The following is a 26,100-nucleotide window of genomic DNA, read 5'->3' on the forward strand; positions in this document are numbered from 1 at the left end:
CCTAACTAGCCGGTTTTTGCGCGAAGCGCTATAAAACCGTGCGTGTGGCAGGTATGCCCATCCCGCTTCGCGGTAAAACGCGAAAGTCATGGGGTCAAGGGGACCATCTCCGCCTCAGAAACGCCCGCCGGGCGTTTCTGTCGCCTCCGGCGAACGGCTACGATCCCCTTGCAGGTCCGGGCAGCGCCCGGCCCGGTTTTCCGGCGCGCGCACGAACCGCAGCAGGGCGGTGACCGCCGCGGGGGTGACGCCGGAGATGCGGGCGGCCGCGCCGAGGGTGGCGGGCCGGGCGGCCTGGAGCTTGGCGACCACTTCGTTGGAGAGTCCGCCGATATCCTCGTAGGGAATATTTTCCGGCAGGATGAGCGCCTCGTCGCGGCGGAAGGCCTCGATATCGTGGGCCTGGCGGTCGAGATACCCGGCGTAGCGGGCCTCGATTTCCAGCTGCTCGAGCACGTCGGCGCGCAGGGCGGCGAACTCCGGCCACGCGGCGAGAACCCTTTCCCCGCCGATTTCCGGGTGGCCGAGCAGTTCGAGGGCGCTGCGGCGCACGCCGTCGCGGTTGAGCGACCAGCCGAAGGCCTCCGCCGCGTTGGGGGTGACGGTCGCCGCGGCGAGGCGTTCGCGCGCCGCTTCCAACGCATCCATCTTCCCGGCGAAGGCACGGGCGCGGGTCGCGCCGACGCAGCCCCAGGCGATGCCCTTTTCGGTGAGACGGCGGTCCGCATTATCGGCGCGGAGAGACAGGCGGTATTCGGCGCGCGAGGTGAACATGCGGTAGGGTTCGCTGGTGCCGAGGTGGACGAGGTCGTCGATCATCACGCCGATGTAGGCCTCCGAGCGGTCGAGGCGCACCGGCCCCTGCCCCGCGGCCTGGCGTGCCGCGTTCAGGCCTGCGATCAGGCCCAGCGCCGCCGCCTCCTCGTAGCCGGTGGTGCCGTTGATCTGCCCGGCGAGGAAGAGGCCGGAAACGGCGCGGGTTTCCAGGCTGGGGCGGAGATTGCGCGGGTCCACGAAGTCGTATTCGATGGCATAGCCCGGCCGCAGGATGCCCACATGCTCCAGCCCCGGGATGGTATGGATCATCGCCTCCTGCACGTCGGCGGGCAGCGAGGTGGAAATGCCGTTGGGGTAGACGGTGTGATCGTTCAGGCCTTCGGGTTCGAGGAAGATCTGGTGGCTCTCGCGGTGAGCGAAGCGCACGATCTTGTCCTCGATCGACGGGCAATACCGCGGGCCGATGCTGGTGATCTGCCCGGAATAAAGCGGTGCACGGTCGAGGTTGGCGCGGATCACCGCGTGGGTTTCCGTCGTAGTGGCGGTGATGCCGCAGTCGATCTGCGGCGTTTTGATCTCAGACGTGAGGAAGGAAAACGGCACCGGCGGCGCATCGCCCTTCTGCCTGTCCAGGCCCGCCCAGTCGATGGTGCGGCCGTCGAGGCGCGCGGGCGTGCCGGTCTTCAGCCGCCCGACGGAAAGTCCGAGGCGGATGAGCGCGGCGGAGAGGCCCACGCACGGCGCTTCTCCCACCCGGCCGCCCGGCGTCTGGGTTTGGCCGACGTGGAGAACGCCCTTCAAGAACGTGCCGGTGGTGAGCACCACGCAGGCGGCGGTGAACGCCCGCCCATCGGCGGTGCGCACGCCGGTGACCCGCGCGCCGTCCGGCGTGGTGGTGAGGTCCTCCACCGCCGTGGCGACGAGGGTAAGATTCTCCTGCGAGCCCAGGCCGCGCCGCGCCGCGGCGCGATAGAGCGCGCGGTCCGCCTGGGCGCGCGGCCCCTGCACCGCCGCCCCCTTGGAGCGGTTGAGCACGCGGAACTGGATGCCCGCTTCGTCGATCCAGCGCCCCATCACGCCGTCCAGCGCATCGATCTCGCGCACCAGGTGGCCCTTCGCCAGGCCGCCGATCGCCGGGTTGCACGACATTTCGCCCAGGGTGTCGAGGCGGTGGGTGAGAAGCGCGGTGCGCGCGCCGAAGCGCGCGGCGGCGGCGGCGGCCTCGCAGCCCGCATGGCCGCCGCCCACGACGATCACGTCATACCCAAGATTTTCCGAAATCGCGGTCATTTTCCGATACAGAACTCGCCAAAAATCCGGTCCAGCACATCCTCGACATCGATGCGCCCGGTGATGCGGCCCAACTCGCGGATCGCCAGGCGCACGTCTTCGGCCTGCAATTCCTGCTGCGTCTGCGCCTGGGCGCGCTCCAATGCCACCAACGCCGCCGCCGCCAGAGCGCGGTGGCGCTCCCGGGTGATCGGCGGGGCCTCGCCCGCCTGCCGTCCGGCGAGCGCCCGCACCCGGGCGCGCAGCGCATCGGCCAGAGCGTCGAACCCCGCGCCGGTCAGCGCCGAGACGGCGATCGGCGGCGGCTTCATAGGGGGGCCGCCCGCAACCCCGCCAAGGTCCGCCTTGTTGACCACGACCAGGGCGCCGCTGTCAACCCAACGCCATGTGGGGTCTTCCGGTGCGGGCCAGGTCTCGGCGGAAAATACCGCGAGGCGCAAATCCGCATCCGCCACCGCGCGCTCGGCACGGCGGATTCCCTCCGCCTCGATCTCCTCCGCCGCCGCGCGCAGGCCCGCGGTGTCGGTGACGGTGACCGGCAGGCCCTCCAGCGCCAGATCCACCGAAACCCGGTCGCGCGTCGTGCCCGCGGTGGCGGAAACGATCGCCACGTCCCACCCCGCCAGCCGATTGACCAGGCTGGACTTGCCGACGTTCGGCGCGCCGAGCACCGCAACGGTCACCCCCTGCCGCACCCGGCAGCCGATGCGCGCCGAGTCCACCAGCTCCGCCAGGTCGGCCTTCAGTCCGGCGATCATCGTCAGACCCCGGTCCCGGGTGCCGGCGGGGAGCTCGTCCTCCGGAAAGTCGATCACCGCCTCGATGAAGGCCCGAACCTCCACCGCGCGGTTGCGCAAGTCCTCGAAACGGCGGGACAGCGCGCCATCCATCTGGCGCACCGCCTGGCGGCGTTGCGCCTCGGTCTCCGCGGCCAGAAGGTCGGCCAATGCCTCCGTCTCGGTGAGGTCCATCTTGCCCGCTTCGAACGCACGGCGGGTGAACTCCCCCGGCTCCGCCCAGCGGACCCCGGGCCGCCCGGCCAGAACCCCGGCGAGCCGTTCGAGAACCGCGGCGCTGCCGTGCACGTGCAGCTCCGCCACGTCCTCCCCGGTGAAGCTCGCGGGGCCGGGGAAGCACACCGCGAGTCCGCGGTCGATCGCCTCCCCGGTTTCCGGGTCGGAAAAGCGCACCGAAACCATCGCCCGCGGCGGAAACGCCGCCCGCCCACAAAGCGCGGCAAGCGCGGCGAAGGCCTGCGGCCCGGAAAGCCGCAGCACCGCCACCCCGGCGCGCCCCGGCGCGGTGGCCGGGGCGAAGATCGTCGCCCGTTCTTCCATGCTCCGTCCTGCTCGTTTCGCACGGGCACTGTTTCACGTGAAACATCCGCCCCGGATCAAACCGTCTCGACAGAGCCGCCGTTTCACCCCATCTTAGGTCGCAGTCCCCGGCAATGGAGGTCCACACCCATGGACAGCGGCAGCCTCGTCGTTCCCTCGCCCTTCGGTCCGCTCACCTTGTTCGCCGACGAAGGCCGCATCGTCGCCTTGGAATTCGGCCAGGGCATCGCCACCCCGGAAACGCCCGCCGTGCTCGCCCGCGCCGCGGAACAGCTCGCCGACTACTTCGCCGGAAAACGCGATACCTTCGACCTGCCCTTAGCACCAAGCGGCACACCGTTTCAACAGCGGGTTTGGCTGGCGATGCGGCAAATCCCCTACGGTCAAACCCGAACCTACGGCGACGTGGCCGGAGATCTCGACTCCGCGCCGCGCGCCGTCGGCGGCGCCTGCGGCGCCAATCCCATCCCCATCCTCATCCCCTGCCACCGCATCCTCGGAACCGCCGGCCTCGGCGGATATTCCGGCCTCGGCGGCCTCGACACCAAGGCCGAACTCCTCCGCCTCGAAGGCGCGATGCAGTAGATGAAAACAAGGCCAGGGGCGTTGCCCCCGGACCCCATAACTTTTTCGCCGCAAAGCGGCTATCGGCCATCACGCCGCCAGACGGTTCTTTCGCGCTTCGCGCAAAAACCAAAAGTTAGGGGTGGCGCGGAGGGACCGAGTCCCTCCGCGAAGTTTTAGCTGTTCATCGAATCGAAGAAGTCGTTGTTGTTCTTCGACAGGCGGAGTTTGTCGAGGAGGAACTCCATGGCGTCGGTGACGCCCATGGGCATCAACACGCGGCGCAGCACCCACATCTTCTGCAGGGTGCCCCGTTCGACCAGAAGCTCTTCCTTGCGGGTGCCGGAGCGGGTGATGTCGATACCCGGGAAGGTGCGCTTGTCGGTGAGCTTGCGGTCGAGGATGATTTCCGAATTGCCGGTGCCCTTGAACTCTTCGAAGATCACCTCGTCCATGCGCGAGCCGGTATCGATCAGCGCGGTGGCGATGATGGTGAGCGAGCCACCCTCTTCGATATTGCGGGCCGCGCCGAAGAAGCGCTTCGGCCGTTGCAGGGCGTTGGCGTCCACGCCGCCGGTGAGCACCTTGCCGGAGCTCGGCACCACGGTGTTGTAGGCGCGCGCGAGCCGGGTGATCGAGTCGAGCAGGATCACCACGTCGCGTTTGTGCTCGACCAGGCGCTTGGCCTTCTCGATGACCATTTCCGCCACCTGGACGTGGCGGGCGGCCGGTTCGTCGAAGGTGGAGCTCACCACCTCGCCCTTCACCGAGCGGGCCATGTCGGTCACTTCCTCCGGGCGCTCGTCGATGAGCAGCACGATGAGGTAGACCTCCGGATGGTTGGCCGAGATGGCGTGGGCGATGTTCTGCAGCATCACCGTCTTGCCGGTGCGCGGCGGCGCGACGATCAGCGCGCGCTGTCCCTTGCCCAAGGGCGCGATCAGGTCGATGACGCGGGTGGTATATTCCTTCGTCTTCGCCGGGTTTTCCACTTCCAGGTGAAGGCGGTCCTCCGGGTAGAGCGGTGTGAGGTTGTCGAAGTTGATGCGGTGGCGCACCTCGTCCGGCTCGCCGAAGTTGATCTTGTTGACCTTGAGCAGGGCGAAGTAGCGTTCGCCTTCCTTCGGCGCGCGGATCTCGCCTTCCACCGTGTCGCCGGTGCGCAGGCCGAAGCGGCGCACCTGGGAGGGCGAGACGTAGATGTCGTCCGGACCGGGGAGATAGTTTGCCTCCGGCGAGCGCAGAAAGCCGAATCCGTCCTGAAGAATCTCGAGAACCCCATCGCCGTAGATGGCGGTATCGTTCTCCGCCAGCTGCTTGAGGATGGCGAACATCATGTCCTGCTTGCGCAGGGTCGAGGCGTTCTCGATTTTCAATTGTTCAGCGAATTCCAGCAATTCCGCCGGGGATTTGCCTTTCAATTCCTGTAGGTGCATAGAAACCCCTGATGGCTTAAGTACGCAGCCTGAAATTTCGACTCATGGATGGGAGGATTGAGAAACCTCTCGTTCGAATCGAACGCGAGTCCACACGAAAGACTACGGAGAGGGAGAACACGAAAGGAGGTTCGGCGGGCCGAACGGGCGCACCACCGGCTGCCGGAGGGCCCATTTACCCAATCAATCGCGGAGTGTCAAATCCCAAACTCCGCCCCGATCCTAAAAAGGCCGGACCACGACACAAACGACTATACCGACAAATAGGACGATTGGAAACACCTTCAAGCGGCGAAATGCCGCGGGCGTCGGCACCCGACGCCCCGCCGCAAAGGCGCGGAACCACACCAGAAGCCGCGCATGATAGGCGAGAAGCATCGCCACGGCGAGAATCTTGGCGTGCAGCCAGGGTTCCAGCTCCGCGCCGAAGGTGAGCGTCAGCACCGTGCCGCCGGCGACGGCGAGGACCGCTGCCGGGTTGACCACGCGGTTCATCAGGCCGCGGCACCAGGAGAGGCAAGGCCCGCCGCCCGCCTCCTGCGCCAGGGCAAAGGCCTCGCCCCAGGCGATCAGCCCGCCCACCCAGGCCACCGCCACGATGACGTGCGCCGCCTTGAGCCAAACGTAAGCGCCGTACGAAAGATCGAGCATTTCGGAATCAATCCATCAGACAGTGGCCGGCTCCGGCGCGGCAGGCGCGGCGGCAGCCATCGCCGGTGAAGAACCATTTGCCCGCATCGCAGGGCAGGTCCGCGGCGAAGTCCACGAGGTCGGCGAGGCCGCCGATGTAGGGAACGGCGCACTGCGCCGTGGGCGCGCGGAAATACTCCGGCACGCCCGCGGCCTCCGCCTGTTCGCGGTAGTCGATGTCGAGCTCGACCAGGGTTTCCGAATGCTCGGAAACGAAGGCGATGGGCACCACCACCAGGGAGCGTCCCTCGGCGCCCGCCGCGGCGATCACTTCCTCGGTGTCCGGGCCGATCCACACCTGCGGGCCGACGCGGCTCTGGTACGAGAGCACCCAATCGAGGCCGGGGCGGCGCAACGCCTCCACCACCGCGTCCACCGAGGCTTCGACGTGCGCGGGGTACGGGTCGCCCGCATCGACGATGGTCTTCGGCAGGCCGTGGGCGGAAAAGACCACGCGCACCCGCTCCGGGTCCGACACCTTGGCGAGTTCGCGCTCCACACCCTCCGTCACCGCGTGAATCCAGCCGGAAAGCCGTGGATAGCAGCACAGCGCCAGGTGCGGGCAATCGAGTCCGGCCTTTGCCGCCGCTTCCTTCCAGTCGGTGAGGGAAGAGCCGGTGGTGGTGGTGGAATACTGCGGATAGAGCGGCAGCATGATCACCCGGTCCGGATTCCAGGCCGCCACCTCCCGCACCACCTCTTTCGCCATCGGATGCCAGTAGCGCATCGCCACGAAACAGCGGAACTCCACGTCGTCGCGCCGCAGGGCGAGGCGGGCGGAGAGCGCCTCCGCCTGGTCCCTGGTCTGCGCGAGAAGCGGCGAGGCCCCGCCGATCAGGGAATAATTGTGCCGCGCCACCGCAAGACGCCGCCAGACGATGAAACGCCCGAGCAGCCAACGGAACGGCTGGGGCATGGTGAGGATCGCCGGATCGGCGAACAGGTTGCGCAGAAACGGCTTCACCGCCTCAAGCGAGTCGGGACCGCCGAGATTGCACAAAACCACGGCTACTCGAGTCATGTCGTCACACACGCTTCGCTGCGAATCAGCCGGACCATCGCCTCCACATGCTGCGGCGGCGTGTCCGGCAGGATTCCATGGCCAAGGTTGAAAATGAACCGGCCTTTGCGCCAGCCGTCAACGATGGCGGAGACCGCGCGTTCCATCGCCACCCCGCCGAGGCGCAGCAAACCGGGATCGAGATTGCCCTGGATCAGGGTTTGCTTCTGCAGCACGTCGCGTCCCCAGGCCAGCGGCACCGCCCAATCCAGCGCCAGGCCGTCCGCATCGATGCGCGCCGCCAGACCGTCGAGATGCTGCCCCGCGCCGCGCGCGAACACCAAAATCGGTATCTCCGGATGCTTCGCCCGCACCTTGCGGATCACCGCGGCGATCGGCTTTTCCACCCAGTTGGAGAAGCCCCAGTCGTCGAACACTCCGGCCCAAGTGTCGAAGATCTGCAGCACGTTGGCCCCGGCCTTGACCTGGGCGGAAAGATGCAGCGCCACCGCCTCCACCAGCACGCCGATGAGACGGTCGAAATCGTCCGGCCGCGCATAGGCCCAATACTTGGCGATCTGGAACTCGCGGCTGCTGCGTCCCTCCATCATGTAGGTGGCGAGAGTCCACGGCGCGCCGGAAAAGCCGATCAGCGCGGTCTCGGCGGGCAGCGCATCGCGCAGCAGGGAAACCGTCTCGTACACCGGCTCGAGGTGACGCTCCATCCGTCCCAGCGACAGGCGTGCGAAGTCGCCGGTCTTTTCCAGCCGCATCAGCACCGGACCGACCCCTTCGTCGAAGCGCACCGTCTGCCCCAGGCCGTCGGGAATCACCAGAATGTCGGAAAACAGGATCGCCGCATCCAGATCGAAGCGGCGCAGGGGTTGCAGCGCCACCTCCATCGCCAGCTTCGGCGTATAACAGAGGTCGAGGAAAGAACCCGCCTCCGTCCGCACCTTGCGGTATTCGGCGAGATAGCGACCGGCCTGACGCATCAGCCAGATCGGCGGAGATCCCTTGGCGGGACCGGAGAATGCCGAGATCAAACGGCTCTTGGCGGGCGAAAAGGAATGGGTCACGGAACGGAGTCCTCCGAGTACGGTCGCTCTCTTACCTAAACATGAATCCTTGAATAAAAAAGGTATTGGTTGTGGTTGTAGGGGGGAATTGCGGGAATGCCGAATCATCCACGAAATCGTCCCCAACCGTGCGGGAAAATCCGCCGCACGGTCGAAACCCCCCGGACGGCTGCGGATAATATTTTTTATAATATTGAAAATAAATGGTAATTACGGTTATCCACAGGATGTGAAAAATCCGCATAAGCGGCGGCGGCAGTTCCCTCATCCCGATGATTCACCCAATGCGGCGCGGCGGCGGGCCTGCGGGAAAATCCTGTGGACGAGAATCAGGGGTACGGGCAGGAAATCCGGAAATCCGGAAAAACCGGAAATCATCCACAGTTTGTCCCCAGATTGTCCTATGGAGTTATCCAGGGTAGGCTGCATGCGGCATTTCAGGAGAGACGGCATGCTCGACGGCAGCGGCGGATTCCACGTTCACCTGGTTTCGGACTCCACCGGCGAGACGGTGGCCACGGTGGCGCGCGCCTGTCTCGCGCAGTTTTCCGATGCGCGGCCGATCCAGCACCTGTGGTATCTGGTGCGCACCCCGGGCCAGGTGGAGCGGGTCCTCGCCGGCGTCGCCAACGACCCGGGCCTGGTGCTGTTCACCGTGGTGGACAGCACGGTGCGCCGCGCGCTGGAAACCGGCTGCTATGCCCTCGGCGTGCCGTGCATCGCGGTGCTCGACCCGGTGATGTCCACCCTCACCACGCTTCTCGGCCGCGGCATCACCGGCCGCCCCGGCGGGCAGCACGTGCTGGACGCCGCCTACTACAAGCGGATGGAGGCGATCGAATACACCATCAGCCACGACGACGGCCAGGCGCTGGACGACCTGGAAACCGCCGATCTGGTGCTGGTGGGGGTTTCCCGCACCTCCAAGACGCCGACCTGCGCCTATCTCGCCAACCGCGGCTTCAAGGCGGCGAACGTGCCGATGGTGCTCGGCATCGACCTGCCGGAGCAGCTGGCGACCCTGAAAAGCCCGGTGATCGTCGGCCTCACCCGCGAGCCGAAAAGCCTCTCCGAGATCCGCCAGAACCGCCTGCGCATGCTCAACGAGGCGGAAACCACCGCCTACGCCCGGCTGGAAAGCGTCACCGAGGAGGTGGGGGAGGCGCGCCGCATCTTCGCCCGCCGCGGCTGGCCGGTGATCGACATGACCCGCCGCTCGATCGAGGAGGCGGCGGCGACGATCGTCGAGCTCTACCGCAGCCGCTATCCCAACCGGGGCGAAGATGGCTGAGCCCGCCCTCATCCTCGCCTCCGGCAGCGCGGTGCGCCACCGCCTGCTCGCCGAGGCCGGGGTTCCCCACGCCGTCGAACCGGCGGATATCGACGAGGCGGCGGTGAAGGCGCGGCTTCGCGCCGCGGGCGGCAGTGCGGCGGATGCGGCCAAGGCCCTGGCGGAGGCCAAGGCGCGCGCCGTGGCGGCCCGCCACCCGCAGGCCTGGGTGCTCGGCTGCGACCAGATTCTCGATTTCGAGGGCGCATGGTTCGACAAGGCGCAAGACATCGCAGAGCTGCGCCGCCATCTCCAGCGCCTGCGCGGGCGGGCCCACATGCTGGTCTCCGCCCTCTGCCTGGTGCGCGGCGGCGGCCCCGCCTGGGTCGCGGCGCGCACCGCGCGCCTCGCGATGCGGGAATTTTCCGATGAATTCCTCGAAGCCTATCTGAAAATCGCGGGGCGAGAAGCCTTGCAAGCGGTCGGGGGCTACAGTATCGAAGGACGAGGAGCGCAACTCTTCGCGCGCGTCGAAGGCGACCTGTTCACCGTCATGGGCCTGCCCCTGATGCCGCTGCTCGCGCGGTTGCGCCGCACCGGGATTTTGCCGTCATGACCCATTCGCCTCGGATTCTCACCCACACCGGCGCCAGCCGCCTCGCCGGGGTGATCGGCTGGCCGGTCGATCACTCGCAGTCGCCGCGCCTGCACGGCTATTGGCTGGCGCACCACGGCATCGACGGCGCCTACGTGCCGCTCGCGGTGCCGCCGGACCGCCTGGCGGAAGCGCTGGCCGGGCTGCCCGCGCTCGGCTTCTCCGGGGCCAACGTCACCATCCCGCACAAGGCCGCGGTGATCCCGCTGGTCCACCACGTCACCGCGGTGGCGCGGCAGATCGGCGCGGTCAACACCCTGATCGTCAACGGCGACGGCACCATCACCGGCACCAACACCGACGCCCAGGGCTTCCTCGACAACCTGAAACAGCAGGCCCCGGCCTGGACCCCCGCCCGCCCCGCCGCGGTGATCGGCGCGGGCGGCGCGGCACGCGCCGTGTGCGCCGCCCTGATCAAAGCCGGGGTGCCGGAAATCCTCCTCTTCAACCGCACCATCGACAAGGCGGCCGAACTCGCGGAATCCCTGCGCATCCACCGCGCCGCCGCGATCTTTCCGCTGCCGCTTACCGGCGGCATGTGGAAGGCGCGCGCCCGCGACATCGGCCTGATGGTCAACGCCACCGCGCTCGGCATGACCGGCCACCCGGCGCTGGAGCTCGATCTCTCGGTGCTGCAACCCGACGCCGTGGTCGCCGATATCGTCTATGCGCCGCTCAAAACCCCGCTGCTCGTCACGGCGGAGCAGTTCGGGCTGACCACCGTGGACGGCCTCGGCATGCTGCTGCACCAGGCGCGCGCCGGCTTCTCCCAGTGGTTCGGCGTAATGCCGGAAGTCACGGACGAACTGCGCGCCTTCGTCCTCTCCGGCATCAACGCCTGAGGCCGGATGATGCGGGTGATCGGACTCACCGGCTCCATCGCCATGGGCAAAAGCACGACGGCGGCGATGCTGCGCCGCCTCGGCGTTCCGGTGTACGACGCCGACGCCGCGGTGCACCGCCTCACCGCGCCGAGGGGCCGCGCGGTCGCCGCCATCGCCGCGCGCTTCCCCGGCGTGATCGACCGAACCGGCGCGGTGGACCGCCGCCTGCTGGGACCCCGCGTTTTCAAGGATGTGAAGGAACTGAAGGCGCTGGAGGCAATTCTTCATCCTCTAGTCAAGCATGAGGAAAGGCGCTTCATGCAACGGCAATACCGCGAAAAACGCCGCATCGTCGTCCTCGACATCCCGCTCCTCTTCGAAACCCGGGGACAGGGCCGCTGCGATGCGGTGTGGGTGGTCTCCGCGCCGCGCCTGTTGCAGACCCAGCGGGTGCTGCGCCGTCCCGGCATGACCGGCGACCGCCTCGCCGCGGTGCGCGCCCGCCAGATTCCGGATGCGGAAAAACGCCGCCGCGCCGACCTCGTCATCCCCACCGGGCTCGGCCGCCGCCCCGCCTGGAACGCCGTGCTCCGCGGCCTGAAGAAACAGGGAAAGCCCGATGCGTGAAGTCGCCCTCGATACGGAAACCACCGGCCTCGACCCGGAAACCGGCGACCGCATCGTCGAAATCGCCTGCGTCGAAATGATCAACCACCAGGCGACCGAGAACGTCTACCATGCCTACGTCAACCCTCTGCGCGACATGCCGGAAGAGGCGCGGCGCATCCACGGCCTGACCGCCGAATTCCTCTCCGACAAGCCGCTGTTCGACGAAATCGCCGACGAGTTCCTGAAATTCATCGGCGACGCGCCGCTGGTCATCCACAACGCCGCGTTCGACATCAAGTTCCTCAACATGGAACTCAGACGCGCCGGGCTGAAACCCCTGCCCTATGAACGCGCCATCGATACCCTGCGCATCGCCCAGGGAAAATTTCCCGGCGCGCGCGTCAACCTCGATGCGCTGTGCCAGCGCTTCGGCATCGACAATACCCACCGCACCCTCCACGGCGCGCTGCTCGATACCCGCCTCCTCGCCGAGGTCTATCTGGAACTCTGCGGCGGCCGCGAACCCGGCCTCGCCTTCCTCGGCGCGGGCGCGGAAAAATCCGAAACCGGCCCGGCCCGGGTCTCCCTCGACCGTCCCTTCCGCGAACCCAGACCCCACAGCCCCACGCCGGAAGAGACGCAGGCCTTCGAGACCTTCCTCGATACCTTGAAAAACCCGATCTGGCGCCGGGACGCGTAGCGAAAAACCAGGCCGGGGCTCCGCCCTGGACCCGCAAGGGGCCGGAAGGCCCCTTGACCCCCCCCCAACTTTTTGCGCGCAGCGCCATAGAGCCGTCACGCGGCGAAAACTTAGGGGGGGTGCGGGGGGCCCAAGGTCCCCCGCGAAGCTTTGGTTTTTACGCCTGGGTGTCCACGGTTTGGCCGGGGCCGCCGGGGGGCATGCCGTCGCCCTTCGGGCCGCCTTTGGAGACCACGACCATGGCGGCGCGCAGCAGCCGGTCGTGCAGCACGTAGCCGGGCTGGAACACCTGGACGACGGTTCCGGAGGGCACGGAGGCGTCCTCGATTTCGTGCACCGCCTGGTGGACGTGCGGGTCGAAGGGTGCGCCGACGCCGGGGACGGCGCGGATGTTGTAGCGCCCCAGCGCCTCCTGGAGGCCCTTCTCGGTCATTTCCAGGCCGATCACCAGGTTCTTTACGGTTTCGTCGGCAAGGCCGTCCTGCGGCACGGCGGAAAGCGCGCGTTGCAGGTTGTCGGCGACCGGCAGGATGTCCGTGGCGAGGCCCTGCAGGGCGTATTTCAGCTTGGTCTCGATTTCCGCCGCGGAGCGTTTGCGCAGGTTCTCCATATCCGCGTGGGCGCGGATGTAGGCGTCCTTGAGCTTTGCGGCCTCGGCCTCCAGTGCGGCGATTCTGTCCTCGGGCGTGGGTTCCGGCGCCGGTTCCGGGGCCGGAGCCTCGGCCTGCGGGGTTTCCGGCGGGATGATGTTCTCAGGGTTCTCGGTCATCGCGGTAACGGTTCTTCCTTGGGTGGTTTGCGCCGGGGGGGTCCCTAGCCGATCAGGCGCGTCAGGACCTTGGCGGTGAAATCGACCAGCGGGATGATACGGCCATAGTTGAGGCGGGTCGGCCCCACCACCCCGATCGCGCCGACGATCTTTTCCGAGGCGGAGCGGAACGGCGCGACGATGAGCGACGAACCGGACACCTCGAACAACGGATTGTCGGAGCCGATGAAAATTTGGACGCCCTCGGCCTGATTCGCAATATCCAGCAGCGAGAGCATGCGTTCCTTGGCTTCCAGCGCTTCGAACAGGGCGCGGATGCGCTCCAGCTCGTCCAGCGCGTGGACGTTCTGCAACAGGTTGGCCTGGCCGCGCACGATCAGCGCGCCGCCGCCCGCCTCACCGCCCCAGACGGCGAGCCCGTCCTCCACCACCTTTTTGGTGAGGACGTCGATCTCGCTCCTGTGGCCTTCCAGCTCGGCGAAGATGCGGGCGCGCGCCTCGGCCATGGTGCGGCCGACGATGTGGGCGTTGAGGTAGTTGGTCGCCTCCACCAGCACCGAGGGCGGCAGGCCGCGCGGCACCGAGATGATGCGGTTTTCCACCAGGCCGTCGCTGCTGACGGTGACCACCAGCGCCCGCTCGTCGGAGAGGGCGACGAACTCCACGTGCTTCAACGGCGCTTCCGCCTTCGGCGCAAACACCAGCCCGGCGCAGCGGGAAAGCCCGGAAAGCAGGGTGGTGGTGCTTTCCAGCGCGGCGGGGAGGTCCTTGCTGCTCTGGCGGCAGCGCGCCTCGATGAGGGCGCGGTCGTCGGGGTCGAGGTGGCCGGTCTCCATCAGCCCGGAGACGAAGAAGCGCAGCCCCGCCTCGGTGGGCAGACGCCCGGCGGAGGTGTGCGGCGCATAGATCAGGCCCATCGCCTCCAGGTCCGCCATCACCGCGCGGATGGTGGCGGAAGAAAGCGGCTGCGAAAGCCGCGCCGACAGCGTGCGCGAGCCCACCGGCTCGCCGGTTTCCACATAGGAATCGACGATCAGGCGGAACACCTCGCGGGAGCGGTCGTTCAGCTGCTGGACGGGCGAATTCGCGTAGGGCATCGGCTCTCGGGCGCGTGGAAAAATTCGTACACCCTTCACTTAGTGCAAAGCGCGGCAAAGGGGAAGCGCGGAAGGGGACTCGCCGTCCTTGTGTTTTGCCGCCGGGATGGGTACATCCCAAGGAACACGAATTTCACCGGAACAAAGGAACCGCTCATGCGCCCCTCCGGCCGCGCTTTCGACGACCTGCGCACCGTCGTCCTCGAACCCAACGTCAACAAGCACGCGGAGGGCTCCTGTCTCGCCAAGTTCGGCGATACCCATGTGCTCTGCACCGCCAGCGTCGAAGACCGCGTTCCCTCGTGGATGCGCAACACCGGCCGCGGCTGGATCACCGCCGAATACGGCATGCTGCCGCGCTCCACGCACGAGCGCACCGACCGCGAAGCGCGGCGCGGCCAGTCCGGGCGCACCCACGAGATCCAACGCCTGATCGGCCGCTCCTTGCGCGCCGTGGCGGACCTCAAGGCGATGGGCGAGCTGTCGATCAAGGTGGATTGCGACGTCATCCAGGCCGACGGCGGCACCCGCACCGCCTCGATCACCGGCGCCTATGTCGCCCTCTTCCTGGCGTTGCAGAAGCTGCGCGGCATGGGCATGCTGCCCACCATCCCGCTCAAGGATTACGTGGCCGCGGTCTCCTGCGGCCTCTACAAGGGCCAGCCGGTGCTCGACCTCGACTACGACGAGGATTCCAACGCCCAGGCGGACGCCAACTTCGTGCTCACCGGCTCGGGCGGCATCGTCGAAATCCAGGGCACGGCGGAGGCCGACCCCTTCTCCCAGGCGCAGTTCATGCAGCTGCTCGACCTCGCGCGCAAGGGAACCACCGACCTCATCCGCATGCAGAAACAGGTCCTCGGGACCGGAGGCTGAGGCATGGCCAGGCAGTTTTCCGGCAGCAAACTGGTGATCGCCAGCCACAACGCGGGCAAGGTCAAGGAAATCGCCGAACTCCTGGAAGGCCGCGGCATCGCGGTGGTCTCCGCGGGAGACCTCGGCCTGCCGGAGCCGGAGGAAACCGGCGAAACCTTCGCCGAGAACGCGGCGCTCAAGGCGCGCGCCGCGGCGGAGGGCGCGGGCCTGCCCGCGCTCGCCGACGATTCCGGCCTCTGCGTCACCAGCCTGGAAAACGCGCCGGGCATCCACTCGGCGCGCTGGGCCGGGCCGAACCGCGACTTCAGCTACGCCATGGAACGCATCCGCATCGCGCTGGGCGATTCCGCCGACCGCGAGGCCCATTTCGTCTGCGCCCTCGCGCTCGCCTGGCCCGACGGCCACTGCGAAATCCTCGAAGGCCGGGTGGACGGCCAGCTCACCTTCCCGCCGCGCGGCGAAAAAGGCTTCGGCTACGACCCGATCTTCGTGCCGGTGGGCGATTCCCGCACCTTCGCGGAAATGGAACCGGCGGAAAAACACGCCATGTCCCACCGCGCCCGGGCGTTCCGGAAGCTGCTGGATGCGTGCTTCGGGGAAAAATAAAACGGTGCGGGGGGACTCGGTCCCCCCGCGCCCCCCATATGTTTTTTGCCGCGAAGCGGCAGGCAATACCTCCCGTTGCAGCCGCACAGGTTTATGGCGCTACGCGCAAAAACCAAGTTATGGGGTCAAGGGGACCGAGTCCCCTTGCGGGTCCGGGCGGAGCCCGGCCTTGTTTTCACGGACTGACGCATGACCCAATCGCCCGAGACCGCGTTTCATCTCTACGTGCACTGGCCCTACTGCCGGGCGAAGTGCGGCTACTGCGATTTTGCCAGCTTCGTGCCGAAGCGGGCGTGGGATGCGGCGGCGTGGGGCGCGGCGTACGAGGCGGACATTGCGGCGTTGCGCGGGCGCACCGGCAGCCGGGAGTTGGGGTCGGTTTTCTTCGGTGGGGGCACGCCTTCCCTGGCCGAGCCTGCGGTGATCGGCCGGGTGGTGGAGGCGGCGCTGCGCGCGTGGGAGCCGCGGGCGGATTTGGAAGTGACCCTGGAGGCCAACCCCGGCACGGTGGACAAGGCGGGCCTGCGGGCATTGCGCGACGCGGGGGTGAACCGCCTGTCGGTGGGGGCGCAGAGCTTCGATCCCGAAGATCTGGCGCGGCTTGGGCGGATTCATTCCGTCGATGAAACGAAGCGGGTCCTGGACTGGGCGCACCACATCTTCGACCGTCTGTCCTTCGACCTGATCACCGCGCGGCCGGGGCTGACCCCCGCCGCGTGGCGGGCGGAACTGGCGGAAGCATTGGAGTTCGCGGGCGAGCACGTGTCGATCTACCAGCTCACCGTGGAGGACGGCACGCCGCTTTCGCGCGATGTGGCGGCGGGCCGCGTGACCATGCTCGACGAGGACACCGAGGCGGAGATTTTCGAGGACACGCGGCAAATCATGGCGGAGGCCGGACGCCCGGCCTACGAGGTCTCCAACTTCGCCCGCCCCGGCGCGGAATGCCGCCACAACCTGGCGATCTGGCGCGGCGCGGACTACGGCGGCGTCGGCCCGGCGGCGCATGGCCGCCTGACGCTGGAGGAAGGCCGCTTCGCCACCCGCCACGCGCCGGATCCGGCGGCCTGGGTCAAGGGCCCGCCGCCGCCGCGCCTCGAGCCGCTTTCCGCCGAGGAACGTGCCCGCGAGCACCTGATGATGGCGCTGCGTCTCACCGAGGGCGCGCGCGCCGAGCCCTTTCGTCTGCGCTTCGCCGCCGACGGCATGGCCGACCCGCGCGAATTGATGAACCCCGACGCGCTCGCCGAGGCGGTGGGCCTCGGCCTGATCGAAAGCGGCGAGGACGGCGTGCGCGCCACCGAACAGGGCGTGATGCTGCTCAACACCCTCACCGCCCGCCTGCTCGACGGAGAAAGGACGCCCCGATGACCGAGCCTACCCCCTTCGCCGCCGCCTCCCCGAAACCGCGATCGCCGCTTTTCTGGCCGGTAAGGGCTGAAAAAACTAGAACTTTGCGAGGGGTCTTGGACCCCTCGCGCTCCCCATAACTTTTGGTTTTTCGCCGCGAAGCGGCAGACAACATCTCCCGTTGCCATCGCACGGGCTTATGGCGCTTCGCGCAAAACTTAGGTTATGAGGTCAAGGGGACCGAGTCCCCTTGCGGGTCCGGGCAGAGCCCGGCCTGGTTTTATCCCTCAGTTCCCCTGCGCGAAGCGGGTCGGCGCGGGGGAGACGACGCGGCTGCCGGTACGGGTGACTTCGCGCACCGCGAGCATGCGGTCGGCCTGGCCGTTGGAGTCGAGGCGGAAGGCCCCGTTGACGCCGATGAAGCCGCCGGGGGCGGTGAGGTAGCGCCACGGCGTGGCGCTCTGCCGCGACAGGGCGGCGGCGAGCGCCACCATATCGTAGGCGAGGGAGCCGAGCTGCGTCGGCGGGCGGCCGTAGGTTTCGGTATGGCGATCGACGAAGCGTTCGTAGCCGACGCGCGAGGCGGCGGGGAACCATGCGCCGACGAGGGCGGGTTCGCTGCCCAGGGTTTCGTCCTGCCACAGCAGGGTGCCGAGGAATTTCACCTGGCCGGGATCGACGTCGTAGAACTTGAGCAGCGAGATCGCCTGGCGCAGGGAGGTTCCGCCGATCGGCAGCAGCAGCGCGTCGAAGTCCACGTCGCCCAGGGTATCGAGTTTCTCCAGGCGTTTCAGCGCCTCGGCGGAGGCCGGGTCGGTTTCCGCGGCGAGGGCGAGTTTGGCTTTTTCCGCCTCCAGCGCGGCCTTGCGCCGGGCGTAGGAGGAGAGTTCCTTGATCACCGGGGAGAAGTTGACCTTGGCCGGGTCGAACACCGCGGTGCGCACCATCACGCCACCGGCGCGGGCCACCGCGTCCTGGGCGGCGGCGGCGGCGGCATGGCCATAGGGGGTGGCGGGCGCGAGCACGGCGAAGCGGCGCGCCCCCTGCTCCGCGGCGAAGGAGACGACGCGTTCCACCTGCGGGCGGATGAGGAAGCCGGAGACGAAGACGTTGGCGGAGGTGGCCGTGGCGTCGGAGGAGAACGACAGCACCGGGATTCCGGCGGACTGCGCCACCGCGGTGACGGCGGAGACGGACTGCGAGAAGAGCGGCCCGATGAACAGCTCCGCGCCCTGGTCCTTGGCCGCCAGGGCGGCGTCGCGCGCGCCCTCGGCGGTGCCGCGGGTATCGTAGAACTGCAGGATCAGGCCGGGGTTGGCCACCTCGAATTGCGCAAGCAGCGCGGCGTCGCGGAGCGACTGCCCGGCGGCGGCGGCCTCGCCGGTCAGCGGCAGCAGCACGCCGACGCGGGTTTCCCGCACCGGGGCGGGCAGTGCGGCCTCGGGCGCGGCGGCGGGCGGCAGTGCGGCCTCCTGCGGCGCGGCGGGCGCGGCGGGCGCGGCGGGTGCGGCGGCGGCAGGCGGCGGGCCGCCCGGACGCCCGGAAAGGTAAAGCGGCGTCTGCCCCTTGTCGCAGGCGGCGAGCGCCAGCAGCGCGGCGGCGAGGGCGAGCAGGCCGAGGCGGCGCGCTTTCCCCGCGACAGGGGGCCGCGCCGTCGTGTTATAACCGTTGCCGTGGATACCGTTCATCTGCCGTTCCGTCCGCATTGGAAACCTTCGCCATGACGCGCGCGATTTCGCCCGATCATCCCACCGAACGATCCGCCGAGCCGCTCGCTCCCGCACTCTACATCACCGCGACGCCGATCGGAAACCGCGGCGATGTCACCCTGCGCGCGCTCGAGGCGCTCGCCCGCGCCGACCGGCTGCTCTGCGAGGACACGCGGGTGACCCGCAAGCTGTTGGGGATGTACGGGTTGTCGCGACCGCTCATCGCCTATCACGATCACAACGCGGAGTCCATGCGGCCGAAAATTTTGGCGTGGATCGCTGCCGGGGAGTCGGTGGTGCTGGTCTCCGACGCGGGCACGCCGCTGATCTCCGACCCCGGCTTCAAGCTGGCGCGCGACTGCCGCGCCGCGGGGCTGCCGGTCACTGCGCTGCCCGGCGCGTCGGCGGCGCTGGCGGCGCTGGCGGTGTGCGGCCTGCCCACCGACCGTTTCTTCTTCCTCGGGTTTCTGCCGCCGAAGAGCGCGGCGCGACGCGCCGAACTGGCGGAGGTGGCGGGCCTGCGCGCCAGCCTGGTGATCTATGAGTCGCCGCGGCGGCTCGCCGCGCTGCTCGCCGATGCGGCGGCGGTTCTGCCGGGGCGGCAGGCTGCGGTGTGCCGCGAACTGACCAAGATGTTCGAGGAGGCGGTGACCGGCACGCTGGAAGAGCTGGCGCGGCGCTATGCCGAGGCCGACACGCCGAAGGGGGAGATCGTTCTGGTGATCGGCCCGCCCGGCGAGGCGGCGGCATGGAGCGAGGCGGCGGTGGACGCCGCGCTCGACGAAGCTCTCGCCACCCACTCGGTGAAGGATGCCGCGGCCGCGGTGGCCGCCGCCTCCGGCCTGCCGAAAAAGACGGTCTACGCCCGCGCGCTCGCCCGCCGGGATGCGCCGTGAACCGCGCGGCGGCGGGGCGCGCCGGGTATGCGCGCGGCAAATGGGCGGAAACCCTGGCCGCGTGGCTGCTGCGGGCGAAGGGCTACCGCATTCTCGGCCGCCGCGTCGCGCCGCCGCGCGGCAGCGGCGCGGGCGAGATCGACATCGTGGCGCGGCGCGGCCGCACCCTCGCCTTCGTCGAGATCAAGGCGCGCCCCTCCGCGGAAGAGGGATTGTTCGCGGTTTCGCCGCAACAGCAGCGCCGCCTCTTGCGCGCCGCGGCCTGGTTCACCAAAAATCAACCGAGGCATGCGATGTGTGATATCCGCTTCGACGTCGTCGTCGTTGCGCCGGGGCGGTGGCCACTGCACCTGCCCGATGCCTGGCGCGGCGACTTTCTCTGAACGGAGTCCGGTGATGAAACGATCCCTACCCTTCGCCGCGTGCGCGGCGCTTGCCGCGGTTCTCGGGCTTTCCGCCTGCTCGCCGTTCGGCGCGCTGGTGGGCGTCGGCGCGACCGTGGGCACGGCGGCGGTGGACGAGCGCGGCGTCTCCGGCACCGCCTCGGACGTGCGCATCCGCGCCGAGGTCAACGCCGCGTGGGTGAAGCGCGACGCCTTCGGCTTTGCCGGGGTCGGCCTGCTGATCCACGAGGGCCGGGTGGTGCTCACCGGCACCGTGGCCGACGAGGGGCTGCATGCGGATGCGGTTTCGCTCGCCCGCGGCGTTTCCGGCGTGAACGAGGTCTACGACCACGTCCGCGTCGATCCGGGGAGCGGGCTCGCCGACTACACCGAGGACGCGGGAATCGTCGCGTCGATGCGCAAGGGCATCCTGCTCGACAAGAGCATCACCTCGCTCAACTACGACATCGACGCCTCCAACCACGTGCTCTACCTCATCGGCATCGCCCAGGATGCGGGGGAGAAGCAGCGGGTGCTGGCGCACGCGCGGGCGCTCTCCGGGGTGCGGCAGGTGGTCGAGTATGTCCGGGTCAAGACGCCGTAGTCTCGGCGGAGGGCGCCGCTTCCACGCAGACGCGGTTGCGCCCGCCGCGCTTTGCCGCATAGAGCGCGGCGTCGGCGCGGGAGACCACCGCGGCCGCGGAGTCCCCCGGCGCATGGGCGGAAACCCCGAAGCTCACGGTGACGCGCCCGGCCTCGGGGAAGGCGATCGCCGCGATGCGGCGGCGCAGCATGTCGGCGAGAATGACGGCGGCCTCCGGCCGGGTGTGCACGCAGACGATGAGAAACTCCTCGCCGCCCCAGCGCCCGACCACGTCGGTGGTGCGCGTCGAGGCGCGCATCTCGGCGGCGACGATCTCCAGCACCCGGTCGCCGATGGGGTGGCCGAAGGTGTCGTTGACCGCCTTGAAGCGGTCGATGTCCGCCATGATCACCGAGAAGCCGGTGCCGTAGCGCCGGGCGCGGCGCTCCTCGGAGGCGAGAACCTCCTCCAGCTTGTAGCGGTTGAACACCTGGGTCAGCGGGTCGGTGACCGAAAGGGTGTGCGCCTTGCGCAGCATCTCGGATTGGCGTTCCCACAGAGTCAGGCAGGAAAGCGCGTTGGCCACGGCGCAGGCATAGGGAATCGACTGCTTCTCCCAGGCCTCGGCGAGCGCCGCGTCGTCGGGCAGCACCATGACGGCATGGCGGCGGCCCGCGGGCATGGTCTCGTCGGCGAAGCAGAGGAGAAGCACGGAAAGCCCGGGGTGCGCGGCGGCGAGCTCGGGCGCGATCTCGGCCAGGCGCCCGGCCCGGATCGCCGCGGCCCCGGTTTCCCGCCCGCGGCCGCCGCGGCGCATCTCCGCCGCCAGGGCGGCGAGCCAGGGGGCCGGCGGCTCGGGCGGCTGCGGTTCGATGACGACGCGCACCGCGCCGGAGATCGCCTCCATCAACAGCGTCAGGTCGCGCAGGAATTCCGGCACGTGATTGGACTTGGCGAGAAGCTCGGTCACCGCCGAAAAGGCGCGCGTCACCGTGTCGGTGGCGCGGTCGCGCTCCGCCCGGGTGCGCGCGTGGGAGACCGCGCGGGCGAAACCGTCGGTGGTCCAGATCTCGCAGGCATAGCCGCCGCCCGCTTCCCGTGGGCGCGGCTGCGCCATCAGGATGCCGCCGACGGAGCGCCCGGACTTGCCCCGCAGGGCGACGGGCAGGAACGGCGAAGCGCCGGGCCGGCCGAGGGCGCGGAAAAAGACATCGGCCTCGGCGCGAAGGCCGGGTTCGAGAAAATCGCGGAAGGGGAGCCCGACGCAGTCCTCCGCGGCATACTCGAGAAGGGAATTCCATTCCGGATTCACGTCCAGAATGCACCCCTCGTCATCGAGCACCTGCAGCAACAATCCATCGAAGCCATGGAGATCGGCGGCTCCATACACGATCTACTTGACTCCTCTTTCCCGCAGATAGACTTGGTTGTCTTATTTTGCTTTTGGGCAGGGCCGCCAAAGGGATCGTCCGTCCCGGAGGCGCAGACATTAGGATCGTATCTTTCATATTTCCAGTAAATTCGAAAAATTTTATGTATGAATAGCCGCTTGCGGCAACCTTCCATTGGAATGACTATAAAATTCCGCTCTGGTTCATAAGGCGGAAAAAACCGCGCCGAATGGCGCGAAAACCGCGCCGCAAGGCCTTGCGGCTGGATGCGGGAGAGGAAATCTCCTATTTCGTTTGAGAGTTCACGCGAAGGAGAAACCGACCATGACCCTTTCGGTCGCCCTGCAAATGGACCCCATGGAAGGGGTGAACATCGACGCCGACTCCACCTTCGCCCTCGCCGAAGAGGCGCAAGCCCGCGGCCACAGCCTGTTCCACTACCTGCCCAGCGCCCTGCGCCTGGAGGGCGGGCGCGTCTCCGCCACCGGCCATGCGGTCGCCGTGCAGCGCGTGGCGGGGGACCACGCCCGCTTCGGCGCGGCGGAAACCCTCGACCTCTCCACCTTCGACGTGGTGCTGCTGCGCCAGGACCCGCCCTTCGACCTCACCTACATCACCACCACCCACATCCTCGGCCATATCCATCCCAAGACCCTGGTGGTCAACGACCCGGCAGGCGTGCGCAACGCGCCGGAGAAACTCCTCGCCACCCACTTCCCCGACCTCATGCCGCCCACCCTGGTCAGCGCCGACCCCGCCGCCATCCGCGACTTCCGGGCGCGCCACCGCGACATCATCGTCAAACCGCTCTTCGGCAACGGCGGCGCAGGCGTCTTCCACCTTCGCCCGGAGGACGAAAACCTCGGCTCGCTGCTGGAGATGTTCTTTCGTTCCGGACCCGAACCGTTGATGGTCCAGGCCTACCTGCCCGCGGTGCGGGCGGGCGACAAACGCATCATCCTGATCGACGGCGAGGCCGCGGGCGCGCTCAACCGCGTGCCGAACGAAGGCGACGCCCGCTCCAACATGCACGTCGGCGGCCGCGCCGAGGCCGCCCGCCTCACCGACCGCGAACGCGATATCTGCCGCCGCGTCGGCCCGGTGCTCAAAAACATGGGCCTGCTCTTCGCCGGACTCGACGTCATCGGCGACTGCCTCACCGAAATCAACGTCACCTCCCCCACCGGCATCCAGGAAATCGGCCGCTTCGACGGAACCAGCCTCGCCGCCCGCATCTGGGACGCCATCGAGGCGAAATTCGCCGCGACGCGGTAAAACTTTGCGGGGGGACTCGGTCCCCCCGCTCCCCCCATGACTTTTAGGTTCTGCGCGTAGCGCTATAGACCTTCACGCGGCGAAAAACAAAGGGGTCCGGGGACAGCGCCCCTGGTCTGGTTTTTTGTTCTCTTGACCGTTGCGCGCATTGGGTGATCTGTTGAAACCGGCACGGTGGTTTCGGGGGAGGGTTTGCGGTGGTGGCGTTGGTGCACACCGTGGCGTTTGCGGGGGTCGAGGTTTGCCCGGTCGAGGTTCAGGTGCAGATCGCAAGCGGTCTGCCCACCTTCTCGGTCGTGGGTCTGCCCGACAAGGCGGTGGCGGAGAGCCGCGAGCGGGTGCGCGCGGCGCTGGTGGCGATCGGCCTCGGCCTGCCGCCGAAGCGGATCACGGTCAACCTCGCGCCGGCGGATCTGGCGAAGGAGGGCAGCCACTTCGACCTGCCGATCGCTCTCGGCATTCTCTCGGCGATGAACCTCGTCCCGGCGGAAGAGATTCTCAATTACACGGTGATGGGCGAGCTGTCCCTCGACGGGCGGATCAGCGCGGTGGCCGGGGTGTTGCCCGCGGCGATTTCCGCCCATGCGCACGAGCGCGGGCTGATCTGCCCGGCGGCGCAGGGGGCGGAGGCGGCCTGGGCGGGCGGCGGCGACACCTATGCCTTTTCCGACCTGATGCAGGCGGTGGGCTTCCTCAAAGGAGAGACCGTGGTGCCGCCCGCCGCGCCGGGCGCCCCGGCGGAGGCCGCCCCGGGGCCAGACCTCGCCGACGTGAAGGGGCAGGAGACGGCGAAGCGTGCCTTGGAGATCGCCGCCGCCGGGGGGCACAACATGCTGATGGTGGGGCCGCCCGGTTCCGGCAAGTCGATGCTGGCGCGCCGCCTGCCGGGGCTTCTGCCGCCGCTGTCGCCGCGCGAGGCGCTGGACGTCAGCATGGTGCACTCCATCGCGGGCGACCTGCCGGAGGGCGGCCTGGTGTGGCAGCGGCCGTTCCGCGCGCCGCACCATTCGTGTTCCACCGCGGCGATGGTGGGCGGCGGCCTGCGCGCGCGGCCGGGGGAGGTTTCGCTGGCGCATCTCGGGGTGCTGTTCCTCGACGAGCTGCCGGAGTTCCCCCGCGCGGTGCTGGAGAGCCTGCGCCAGCCGCTGGAGAGCGGCACGGTTTCGGTGGCGCGGGCCAACCGCCACGTCACCTATCCGGCGCGGGTGCAGCTGATCGGCGCGATGAACCCGTGCCGCTGCGGCCATCTCGACGATCCGGCGCAGGCCTGCCGCCGCGCGCCGCTCTGCGCCGAGGAATACCAGAACAGCCTGTCGGGACCCTTTCTCGACCGTATCGACCTGCACGTGGCGGTGGGCCGGGTCGATCCGTGGGAATTGGAAAGCCTGCGCCCCGGCGAATCCACCGCTCTCGTCGCGGCGCGGGTGGCGGCGGCGCGCGCCCGCCAGGCGGCGCGCTTCGCCGGGCGGCCCGGGCTTTCGCTCAATGCCGGACTCGAAGGCCGGGCGCTGGAGGAACTGGCGCCGCTTTGCGCCGCCGACCGCGGCTTCCTCGCCGAGGCGGCGTCACGGTTCAATCTGACGGCGCGGGGCTACCACCGCGTCATCAAGGTGGCGCGCACCATCGCCGACCTCGCCGGGGCGGAGGCGGTGGAGCGCCCGCACCTCGCCGAGGCGCTCACCTACCGCCGCCGCCCGCCGCACGGAGGAAACCGCAAATGATCACCCTGCCCTTCCTGCTCACCGCGCTGGTGGTGGTGCTGATGCCCGGCACCGGGGTGATCTACACCGTCTCCTGCGGCCTGCTGCACGGGCGGCGCGCCGCGGTGGTCGCCGCCTTCGGCTGCACCCTCGGCATCGTGCCGCACCTTGCGGCCTGCCTTCTGGGCCTCGCCGCGGTGCTGCACGCCGGGGCCATGGCCTTCCAGGCGATGCGCCTCCTCGGCGCGGTCTACCTCGGCTTCCTCGCCTGGAGCCTGTGGCGCGACGCGGCGGAGCCGGTCTCCCTCGCCGCCCCGGCGGCGCGGCGCGGCCACCCGGCGCTGCGCGGCATCGCGCTCAATCTGCTCAACCCCAAACTCACCCTGTTCTTCTTCGCCTTCCTGCCGCAGTTCGTCGATCCCGCCACGGACCCGGCGCGCCAGATGCTGCTGCTCGGCGCGGTGTTCATGGCGATGACCTTCGCCGTGTTCGTGGTCTATGGCCTGTGCGCCGCCGCGGCGCGGCAGAAGGTCCTGGAGTCGCCCGCCGTGCTCTCCTGGCTGAAACGCGGCTTCGCCGCGGCGTTCGCCGCCCTGGGGCTGCGGTTGGCGTTCGGCGAGTAAAGAAAAAACTTCGTGGGGGGACTCGGTCCCCCCACACCCCCGATAACTGGTTTTTCGCCGCGTAACGGCAGGCGGCACCTCCCGTGGCAACCGCACGGGCTTATGGCGCTACGCGCGAAAAACCAAAAGTCATGGGGTGCGCGAGGGGACCGAGTCCCCTCGCAACGCTTTGATTTTTCACCCGACCGGCAGGCCGTGTTGGCGGAGGAAGGTGAGTTTGTCCCAATAGCCGCGCTGGAAGGCGATTTTGCCGTCCCTGACGTGGAAGAAGCCGCAGCCTTGCAGGCCGAGGGGGTCGCGCCATTCGAGGATGGCGACCTCGCCGTCGGCATAGAGGGCCTCGACGAGACAGACCATTTCGGCGGCGGCGAACGCGCGGGCGAACATTTTGCGGATCGCGTCGCGGCCTGCCACCGGCTCTTGCGCCACCTGGTGGTTGATCGCGTCCTCGTGGTAGAGCGCGGCCAGCGCGTCGGCGTCGCCGCGGTTGAAGGCGGCCACCCAGGCGCGCACCAAGTCCTTCGGAGTCATCGCGGAATTCCTTTTTTCGCGGCTTTGGCGAGGGGCATGATAGCGCGAAAGCCCACCCCTGGGCACGAAACGATGGCGGA

General features: G+C 68.7%; 26 protein-coding genes. 15 read left to right on the forward strand and 11 right to left on the reverse strand.

All coding sequences use genetic code 11. The features are described from left to right. Positions 1 to 114: 114 nt before the first annotated feature. Entirely contained in the window at positions 115 to 2,067 is a 1,953-nt protein-coding gene (gene mnmG, locus O7R11_RS04760; protein WP_337996346.1) for a tRNA uridine-5-carboxymethylaminomethyl(34) synthesis enzyme MnmG, read from the reverse strand. Then, positions 2,064 to 3,404, reverse strand: coding sequence for a tRNA uridine-5-carboxymethylaminomethyl(34) synthesis GTPase MnmE (gene mnmE / locus O7R11_RS04765; RefSeq protein ID WP_337996347.1), 1,341 nt, complete (start codon positions 3,402 to 3,404; stop codon positions 2,064 to 2,066). Before mnmE ends, mnmG begins: the two co-directional genes overlap by 4 nt. 129 nt (positions 3,405 to 3,533) lie before the next feature. On the opposite strand from mnmE, the gene O7R11_RS04770 reads away from it, so the two are divergent. Further along, positions 3,534 to 3,989, forward strand: coding sequence for a methylated-DNA--[protein]-cysteine S-methyltransferase (locus tag O7R11_RS04770; RefSeq protein ID WP_337996348.1), 456 nt, complete (start codon positions 3,534 to 3,536; stop codon positions 3,987 to 3,989). Between the two features lie 155 nt (positions 3,990 to 4,144). On the opposite strand, the gene rho is transcribed toward O7R11_RS04770, so the two are convergent. The 4 genes from rho to hemE form a co-directional block, all read right to left on the reverse strand. Continuing rightward, positions 4,145 to 5,404: a transcription termination factor Rho gene (gene rho / locus O7R11_RS04775; protein ID WP_337996349.1), complete on the reverse strand. Its 1,260-nt coding sequence runs from the start codon at positions 5,402 to 5,404 to the stop codon at positions 4,145 to 4,147. Between the two features lie 222 nt (positions 5,405 to 5,626). Next, entirely contained in the window at positions 5,627 to 6,055 is a 429-nt protein-coding gene (locus O7R11_RS04780) for a CopD family protein (RefSeq protein ID WP_337996350.1), read from the reverse strand. A gap of 7 nt (positions 6,056 to 6,062) precedes the next feature. Continuing rightward, positions 6,063 to 7,115, reverse strand: coding sequence for a ferrochelatase (gene hemH / locus O7R11_RS04785; RefSeq protein WP_337996351.1), 1,053 nt, complete (start codon positions 7,113 to 7,115; stop codon positions 6,063 to 6,065). Next, positions 7,112 to 8,173 (reverse strand): uroporphyrinogen decarboxylase, encoded by a 1,062-nt coding sequence (gene hemE / locus O7R11_RS04790; RefSeq protein WP_337996352.1) that lies wholly within the window; start codon positions 8,171 to 8,173, stop codon positions 7,112 to 7,114. The genes hemH and hemE overlap by 4 nt, the downstream gene beginning before the upstream one ends. A 451-nt stretch (positions 8,174 to 8,624) precedes the next feature. Between hemE and O7R11_RS04795 the strand changes: the two genes are divergently transcribed. Genes O7R11_RS04795 through dnaQ form a run of 5 tightly spaced genes read left to right on the forward strand, consistent with a single transcriptional unit; the run spans position 8,625 to position 12,231 of the window. Next, positions 8,625 to 9,464, forward strand: coding sequence for a pyruvate, water dikinase regulatory protein (locus tag O7R11_RS04795; protein WP_337996353.1), 840 nt, complete (start codon positions 8,625 to 8,627; stop codon positions 9,462 to 9,464). Then, the gene (locus O7R11_RS04800; RefSeq protein WP_337996354.1) at positions 9,457 to 10,059 is read left to right on the forward strand and encodes a Maf family protein; all 603 of its coding nucleotides are present in this window, start codon (positions 9,457 to 9,459) and stop codon (positions 10,057 to 10,059) included. The genes O7R11_RS04795 and O7R11_RS04800 overlap by 8 nt, the downstream gene beginning before the upstream one ends. Beyond that, the gene (locus O7R11_RS04805) at positions 10,056 to 10,940 is read left to right on the forward strand and encodes a shikimate dehydrogenase (RefSeq protein ID WP_337996355.1); all 885 of its coding nucleotides are present in this window, start codon (positions 10,056 to 10,058) and stop codon (positions 10,938 to 10,940) included. Before O7R11_RS04800 ends, O7R11_RS04805 begins: the two co-directional genes overlap by 4 nt. A gap of 6 nt (positions 10,941 to 10,946) precedes the next feature. Continuing rightward, a complete protein-coding gene (gene coaE, locus O7R11_RS04810) occupies positions 10,947 to 11,549 on the forward strand; it encodes a dephospho-CoA kinase (protein ID WP_337996356.1) in 603 nt (200 codons plus the stop codon). Then, entirely contained in the window at positions 11,542 to 12,231 is a 690-nt protein-coding gene (gene dnaQ, locus O7R11_RS04815; RefSeq protein WP_337996357.1) for a DNA polymerase III subunit epsilon, read from the forward strand. The genes coaE and dnaQ overlap by 8 nt, the downstream gene beginning before the upstream one ends. A 157-nt stretch (positions 12,232 to 12,388) precedes the next feature. Here the strand turns inward: dnaQ and grpE are convergent, their stop codons facing one another. Both grpE and hrcA read right to left on the reverse strand, forming a co-directional pair. Further along, a complete protein-coding gene (gene grpE, locus O7R11_RS04820) occupies positions 12,389 to 13,000 on the reverse strand; it encodes a nucleotide exchange factor GrpE (protein ID WP_337996358.1) in 612 nt (203 codons plus the stop codon). A gap of 44 nt (positions 13,001 to 13,044) precedes the next feature. Then, positions 13,045 to 14,097, reverse strand: a complete 1,053-nt coding sequence (gene hrcA / locus O7R11_RS04825; RefSeq protein WP_337996359.1) for a heat-inducible transcriptional repressor HrcA — start codon at positions 14,095 to 14,097, stop codon at positions 13,045 to 13,047. Between the two features lie 156 nt (positions 14,098 to 14,253). Here hrcA and rph point away from each other — a divergent pair, with 156 nt between their 5' ends. From rph to hemW, 3 genes are all read left to right on the forward strand, one after another. Continuing rightward, positions 14,254 to 14,973: a ribonuclease PH gene (gene rph, locus O7R11_RS04830; RefSeq protein WP_337996360.1), complete on the forward strand. Its 720-nt coding sequence runs from the start codon at positions 14,254 to 14,256 to the stop codon at positions 14,971 to 14,973. Between the two features lie 3 nt (positions 14,974 to 14,976). Then, positions 14,977 to 15,579 carry an RdgB/HAM1 family non-canonical purine NTP pyrophosphatase gene (rdgB, locus tag O7R11_RS04835; RefSeq protein WP_337996361.1) on the forward strand — a complete coding sequence of 201 codons (603 nt, stop codon included), beginning with the start codon at positions 14,977 to 14,979 and terminating at the stop codon, positions 15,577 to 15,579. Positions 15,580 to 15,768: 189 nt separating this feature from the next. Then, complete coding sequence (hemW, locus tag O7R11_RS04840) at positions 15,769 to 16,950, forward strand: radical SAM family heme chaperone HemW (protein WP_337996362.1); 1,182 nt, start codon at positions 15,769 to 15,771, stop codon at positions 16,948 to 16,950. Positions 16,951 to 17,216: 266 nt separating this feature from the next. Here the strand turns inward: hemW and O7R11_RS04845 are convergent, their stop codons facing one another. Beyond that, entirely contained in the window at positions 17,217 to 18,617 is a 1,401-nt protein-coding gene (locus O7R11_RS04845) for a penicillin-binding protein activator (protein WP_337996363.1), read from the reverse strand. A gap of 32 nt (positions 18,618 to 18,649) precedes the next feature. On the opposite strand from O7R11_RS04845, the gene rsmI reads away from it, so the two are divergent. The 3 genes from rsmI to O7R11_RS04860 are packed head-to-tail and all read left to right on the forward strand — an operon-like array spanning position 18,650 to position 20,521. Beyond that, positions 18,650 to 19,534, forward strand: a complete 885-nt coding sequence (gene rsmI, locus O7R11_RS04850) for a 16S rRNA (cytidine(1402)-2'-O)-methyltransferase (RefSeq protein WP_337996364.1) — start codon at positions 18,650 to 18,652, stop codon at positions 19,532 to 19,534. Further along, positions 19,531 to 19,917: a YraN family protein gene (locus tag O7R11_RS04855; RefSeq protein ID WP_337996365.1), complete on the forward strand. Its 387-nt coding sequence runs from the start codon at positions 19,531 to 19,533 to the stop codon at positions 19,915 to 19,917. The genes rsmI and O7R11_RS04855 overlap by 4 nt, the downstream gene beginning before the upstream one ends. 13 nt (positions 19,918 to 19,930) lie before the next feature. Next, positions 19,931 to 20,521: a BON domain-containing protein gene (locus tag O7R11_RS04860; RefSeq protein WP_337996366.1), complete on the forward strand. Its 591-nt coding sequence runs from the start codon at positions 19,931 to 19,933 to the stop codon at positions 20,519 to 20,521. On the opposite strand, the gene O7R11_RS04865 is transcribed toward O7R11_RS04860, so the two are convergent. Then, entirely contained in the window at positions 20,508 to 21,890 is a 1,383-nt protein-coding gene (locus tag O7R11_RS04865) for a sensor domain-containing diguanylate cyclase (RefSeq protein WP_337996367.1), read from the reverse strand. The two genes, O7R11_RS04860 and O7R11_RS04865, sit on opposite strands and share 14 nt — an antisense overlap. Positions 21,891 to 22,215: 325 nt before the next feature. On the opposite strand from O7R11_RS04865, the gene gshB reads away from it, so the two are divergent. The 3 genes from gshB to O7R11_RS04880 all read left to right on the forward strand — a co-directional run bounded on the left by gshB (position 22,216) and on the right by O7R11_RS04880 (position 25,489). Next, the gene (gene gshB, locus O7R11_RS04870; RefSeq protein ID WP_337996368.1) at positions 22,216 to 23,166 is read left to right on the forward strand and encodes a glutathione synthase; all 951 of its coding nucleotides are present in this window, start codon (positions 22,216 to 22,218) and stop codon (positions 23,164 to 23,166) included. Between the two features lie 197 nt (positions 23,167 to 23,363). Beyond that, on the forward strand, positions 23,364 to 24,887 hold the full coding sequence (locus O7R11_RS04875) for a YifB family Mg chelatase-like AAA ATPase (protein WP_337996369.1): 1,524 nt from the start codon (positions 23,364 to 23,366) through the stop codon (positions 24,885 to 24,887). Next, entirely contained in the window at positions 24,884 to 25,489 is a 606-nt protein-coding gene (locus tag O7R11_RS04880; protein WP_337996370.1) for a LysE family translocator, read from the forward strand. Before O7R11_RS04875 ends, O7R11_RS04880 begins: the two co-directional genes overlap by 4 nt. Before the next feature lie 177 nt (positions 25,490 to 25,666). On the opposite strand, the gene O7R11_RS04885 is transcribed toward O7R11_RS04880, so the two are convergent. After that, positions 25,667 to 26,020: a nuclear transport factor 2 family protein gene (locus O7R11_RS04885; RefSeq protein WP_337996371.1), complete on the reverse strand. Its 354-nt coding sequence runs from the start codon at positions 26,018 to 26,020 to the stop codon at positions 25,667 to 25,669. Positions 26,021 to 26,100 lie beyond the last annotated feature (80 nt).

Source organism: Oleispirillum naphthae (assembly GCA_027864655.1).
Lineage (GTDB): Bacteria > Pseudomonadota > Alphaproteobacteria > Rhodospirillales > Rhodospirillaceae > Oleispirillum > Oleispirillum naphthae.

What these genes read in the sequence shown, in the direction of transcription:
- mnmG (WP_337996346.1), bottom strand. Translation starts at nt 2,067, where the DNA reads ATGACCGCGATTTCGGAAAATCTTGGGTATGACGTGATCGTCGTGGGC.
- gshB (WP_337996368.1), top strand. Translation starts at nt 22,216, where the DNA reads ATGACCCTTTCGGTCGCCCTGCAAATGGACCCCATGGAAGGGGTGAAC.
- O7R11_RS04860 (WP_337996366.1), top strand. Translation starts at nt 19,931, where the DNA reads ATGAAACGATCCCTACCCTTCGCCGCGTGCGCGGCGCTTGCCGCGGTT.
- O7R11_RS04880 (WP_337996370.1), top strand. Translation starts at nt 24,884, where the DNA reads ATGATCACCCTGCCCTTCCTGCTCACCGCGCTGGTGGTGGTGCTGATG.
- O7R11_RS04805 (WP_337996355.1), top strand. Translation starts at nt 10,056, where the DNA reads ATGACCCATTCGCCTCGGATTCTCACCCACACCGGCGCCAGCCGCCTC.
- rdgB (WP_337996361.1), top strand. Translation starts at nt 14,977, where the DNA reads ATGGCCAGGCAGTTTTCCGGCAGCAAACTGGTGATCGCCAGCCACAAC.
- O7R11_RS04885 (WP_337996371.1), bottom strand. Translation starts at nt 26,020, where the DNA reads ATGACTCCGAAGGACTTGGTGCGCGCCTGGGTGGCCGCCTTCAACCGC.
- O7R11_RS04845 (WP_337996363.1), bottom strand. Translation starts at nt 18,617, where the DNA reads ATGAACGGTATCCACGGCAACGGTTATAACACGACGGCGCGGCCCCCT.
- rph (WP_337996360.1), top strand. Translation starts at nt 14,254, where the DNA reads ATGCGCCCCTCCGGCCGCGCTTTCGACGACCTGCGCACCGTCGTCCTC.
- O7R11_RS04800 (WP_337996354.1), top strand. Translation starts at nt 9,457, where the DNA reads ATGGCTGAGCCCGCCCTCATCCTCGCCTCCGGCAGCGCGGTGCGCCAC.
- O7R11_RS04795 (WP_337996353.1), top strand. Translation starts at nt 8,625, where the DNA reads ATGCTCGACGGCAGCGGCGGATTCCACGTTCACCTGGTTTCGGACTCC.
- rho (WP_337996349.1), bottom strand. Translation starts at nt 5,404, where the DNA reads ATGCACCTACAGGAATTGAAAGGCAAATCCCCGGCGGAATTGCTGGAA.
- dnaQ (WP_337996357.1), top strand. Translation starts at nt 11,542, where the DNA reads ATGCGTGAAGTCGCCCTCGATACGGAAACCACCGGCCTCGACCCGGAA.
- O7R11_RS04770 (WP_337996348.1), top strand. Translation starts at nt 3,534, where the DNA reads ATGGACAGCGGCAGCCTCGTCGTTCCCTCGCCCTTCGGTCCGCTCACC.
- hrcA (WP_337996359.1), bottom strand. Translation starts at nt 14,097, where the DNA reads ATGCCCTACGCGAATTCGCCCGTCCAGCAGCTGAACGACCGCTCCCGC.
- coaE (WP_337996356.1), top strand. Translation starts at nt 10,947, where the DNA reads ATGATGCGGGTGATCGGACTCACCGGCTCCATCGCCATGGGCAAAAGC.
- grpE (WP_337996358.1), bottom strand. Translation starts at nt 13,000, where the DNA reads ATGACCGAGAACCCTGAGAACATCATCCCGCCGGAAACCCCGCAGGCC.
- mnmE (WP_337996347.1), bottom strand. Translation starts at nt 3,404, where the DNA reads ATGGAAGAACGGGCGACGATCTTCGCCCCGGCCACCGCGCCGGGGCGC.
- hemW (WP_337996362.1), top strand. Translation starts at nt 15,769, where the DNA reads ATGACCCAATCGCCCGAGACCGCGTTTCATCTCTACGTGCACTGGCCC.
- O7R11_RS04780 (WP_337996350.1), bottom strand. Translation starts at nt 6,055, where the DNA reads ATGCTCGATCTTTCGTACGGCGCTTACGTTTGGCTCAAGGCGGCGCAC.
- hemH (WP_337996351.1), bottom strand. Translation starts at nt 7,115, where the DNA reads ATGACTCGAGTAGCCGTGGTTTTGTGCAATCTCGGCGGTCCCGACTCG.
- rsmI (WP_337996364.1), top strand. Translation starts at nt 18,650, where the DNA reads ATGACGCGCGCGATTTCGCCCGATCATCCCACCGAACGATCCGCCGAG.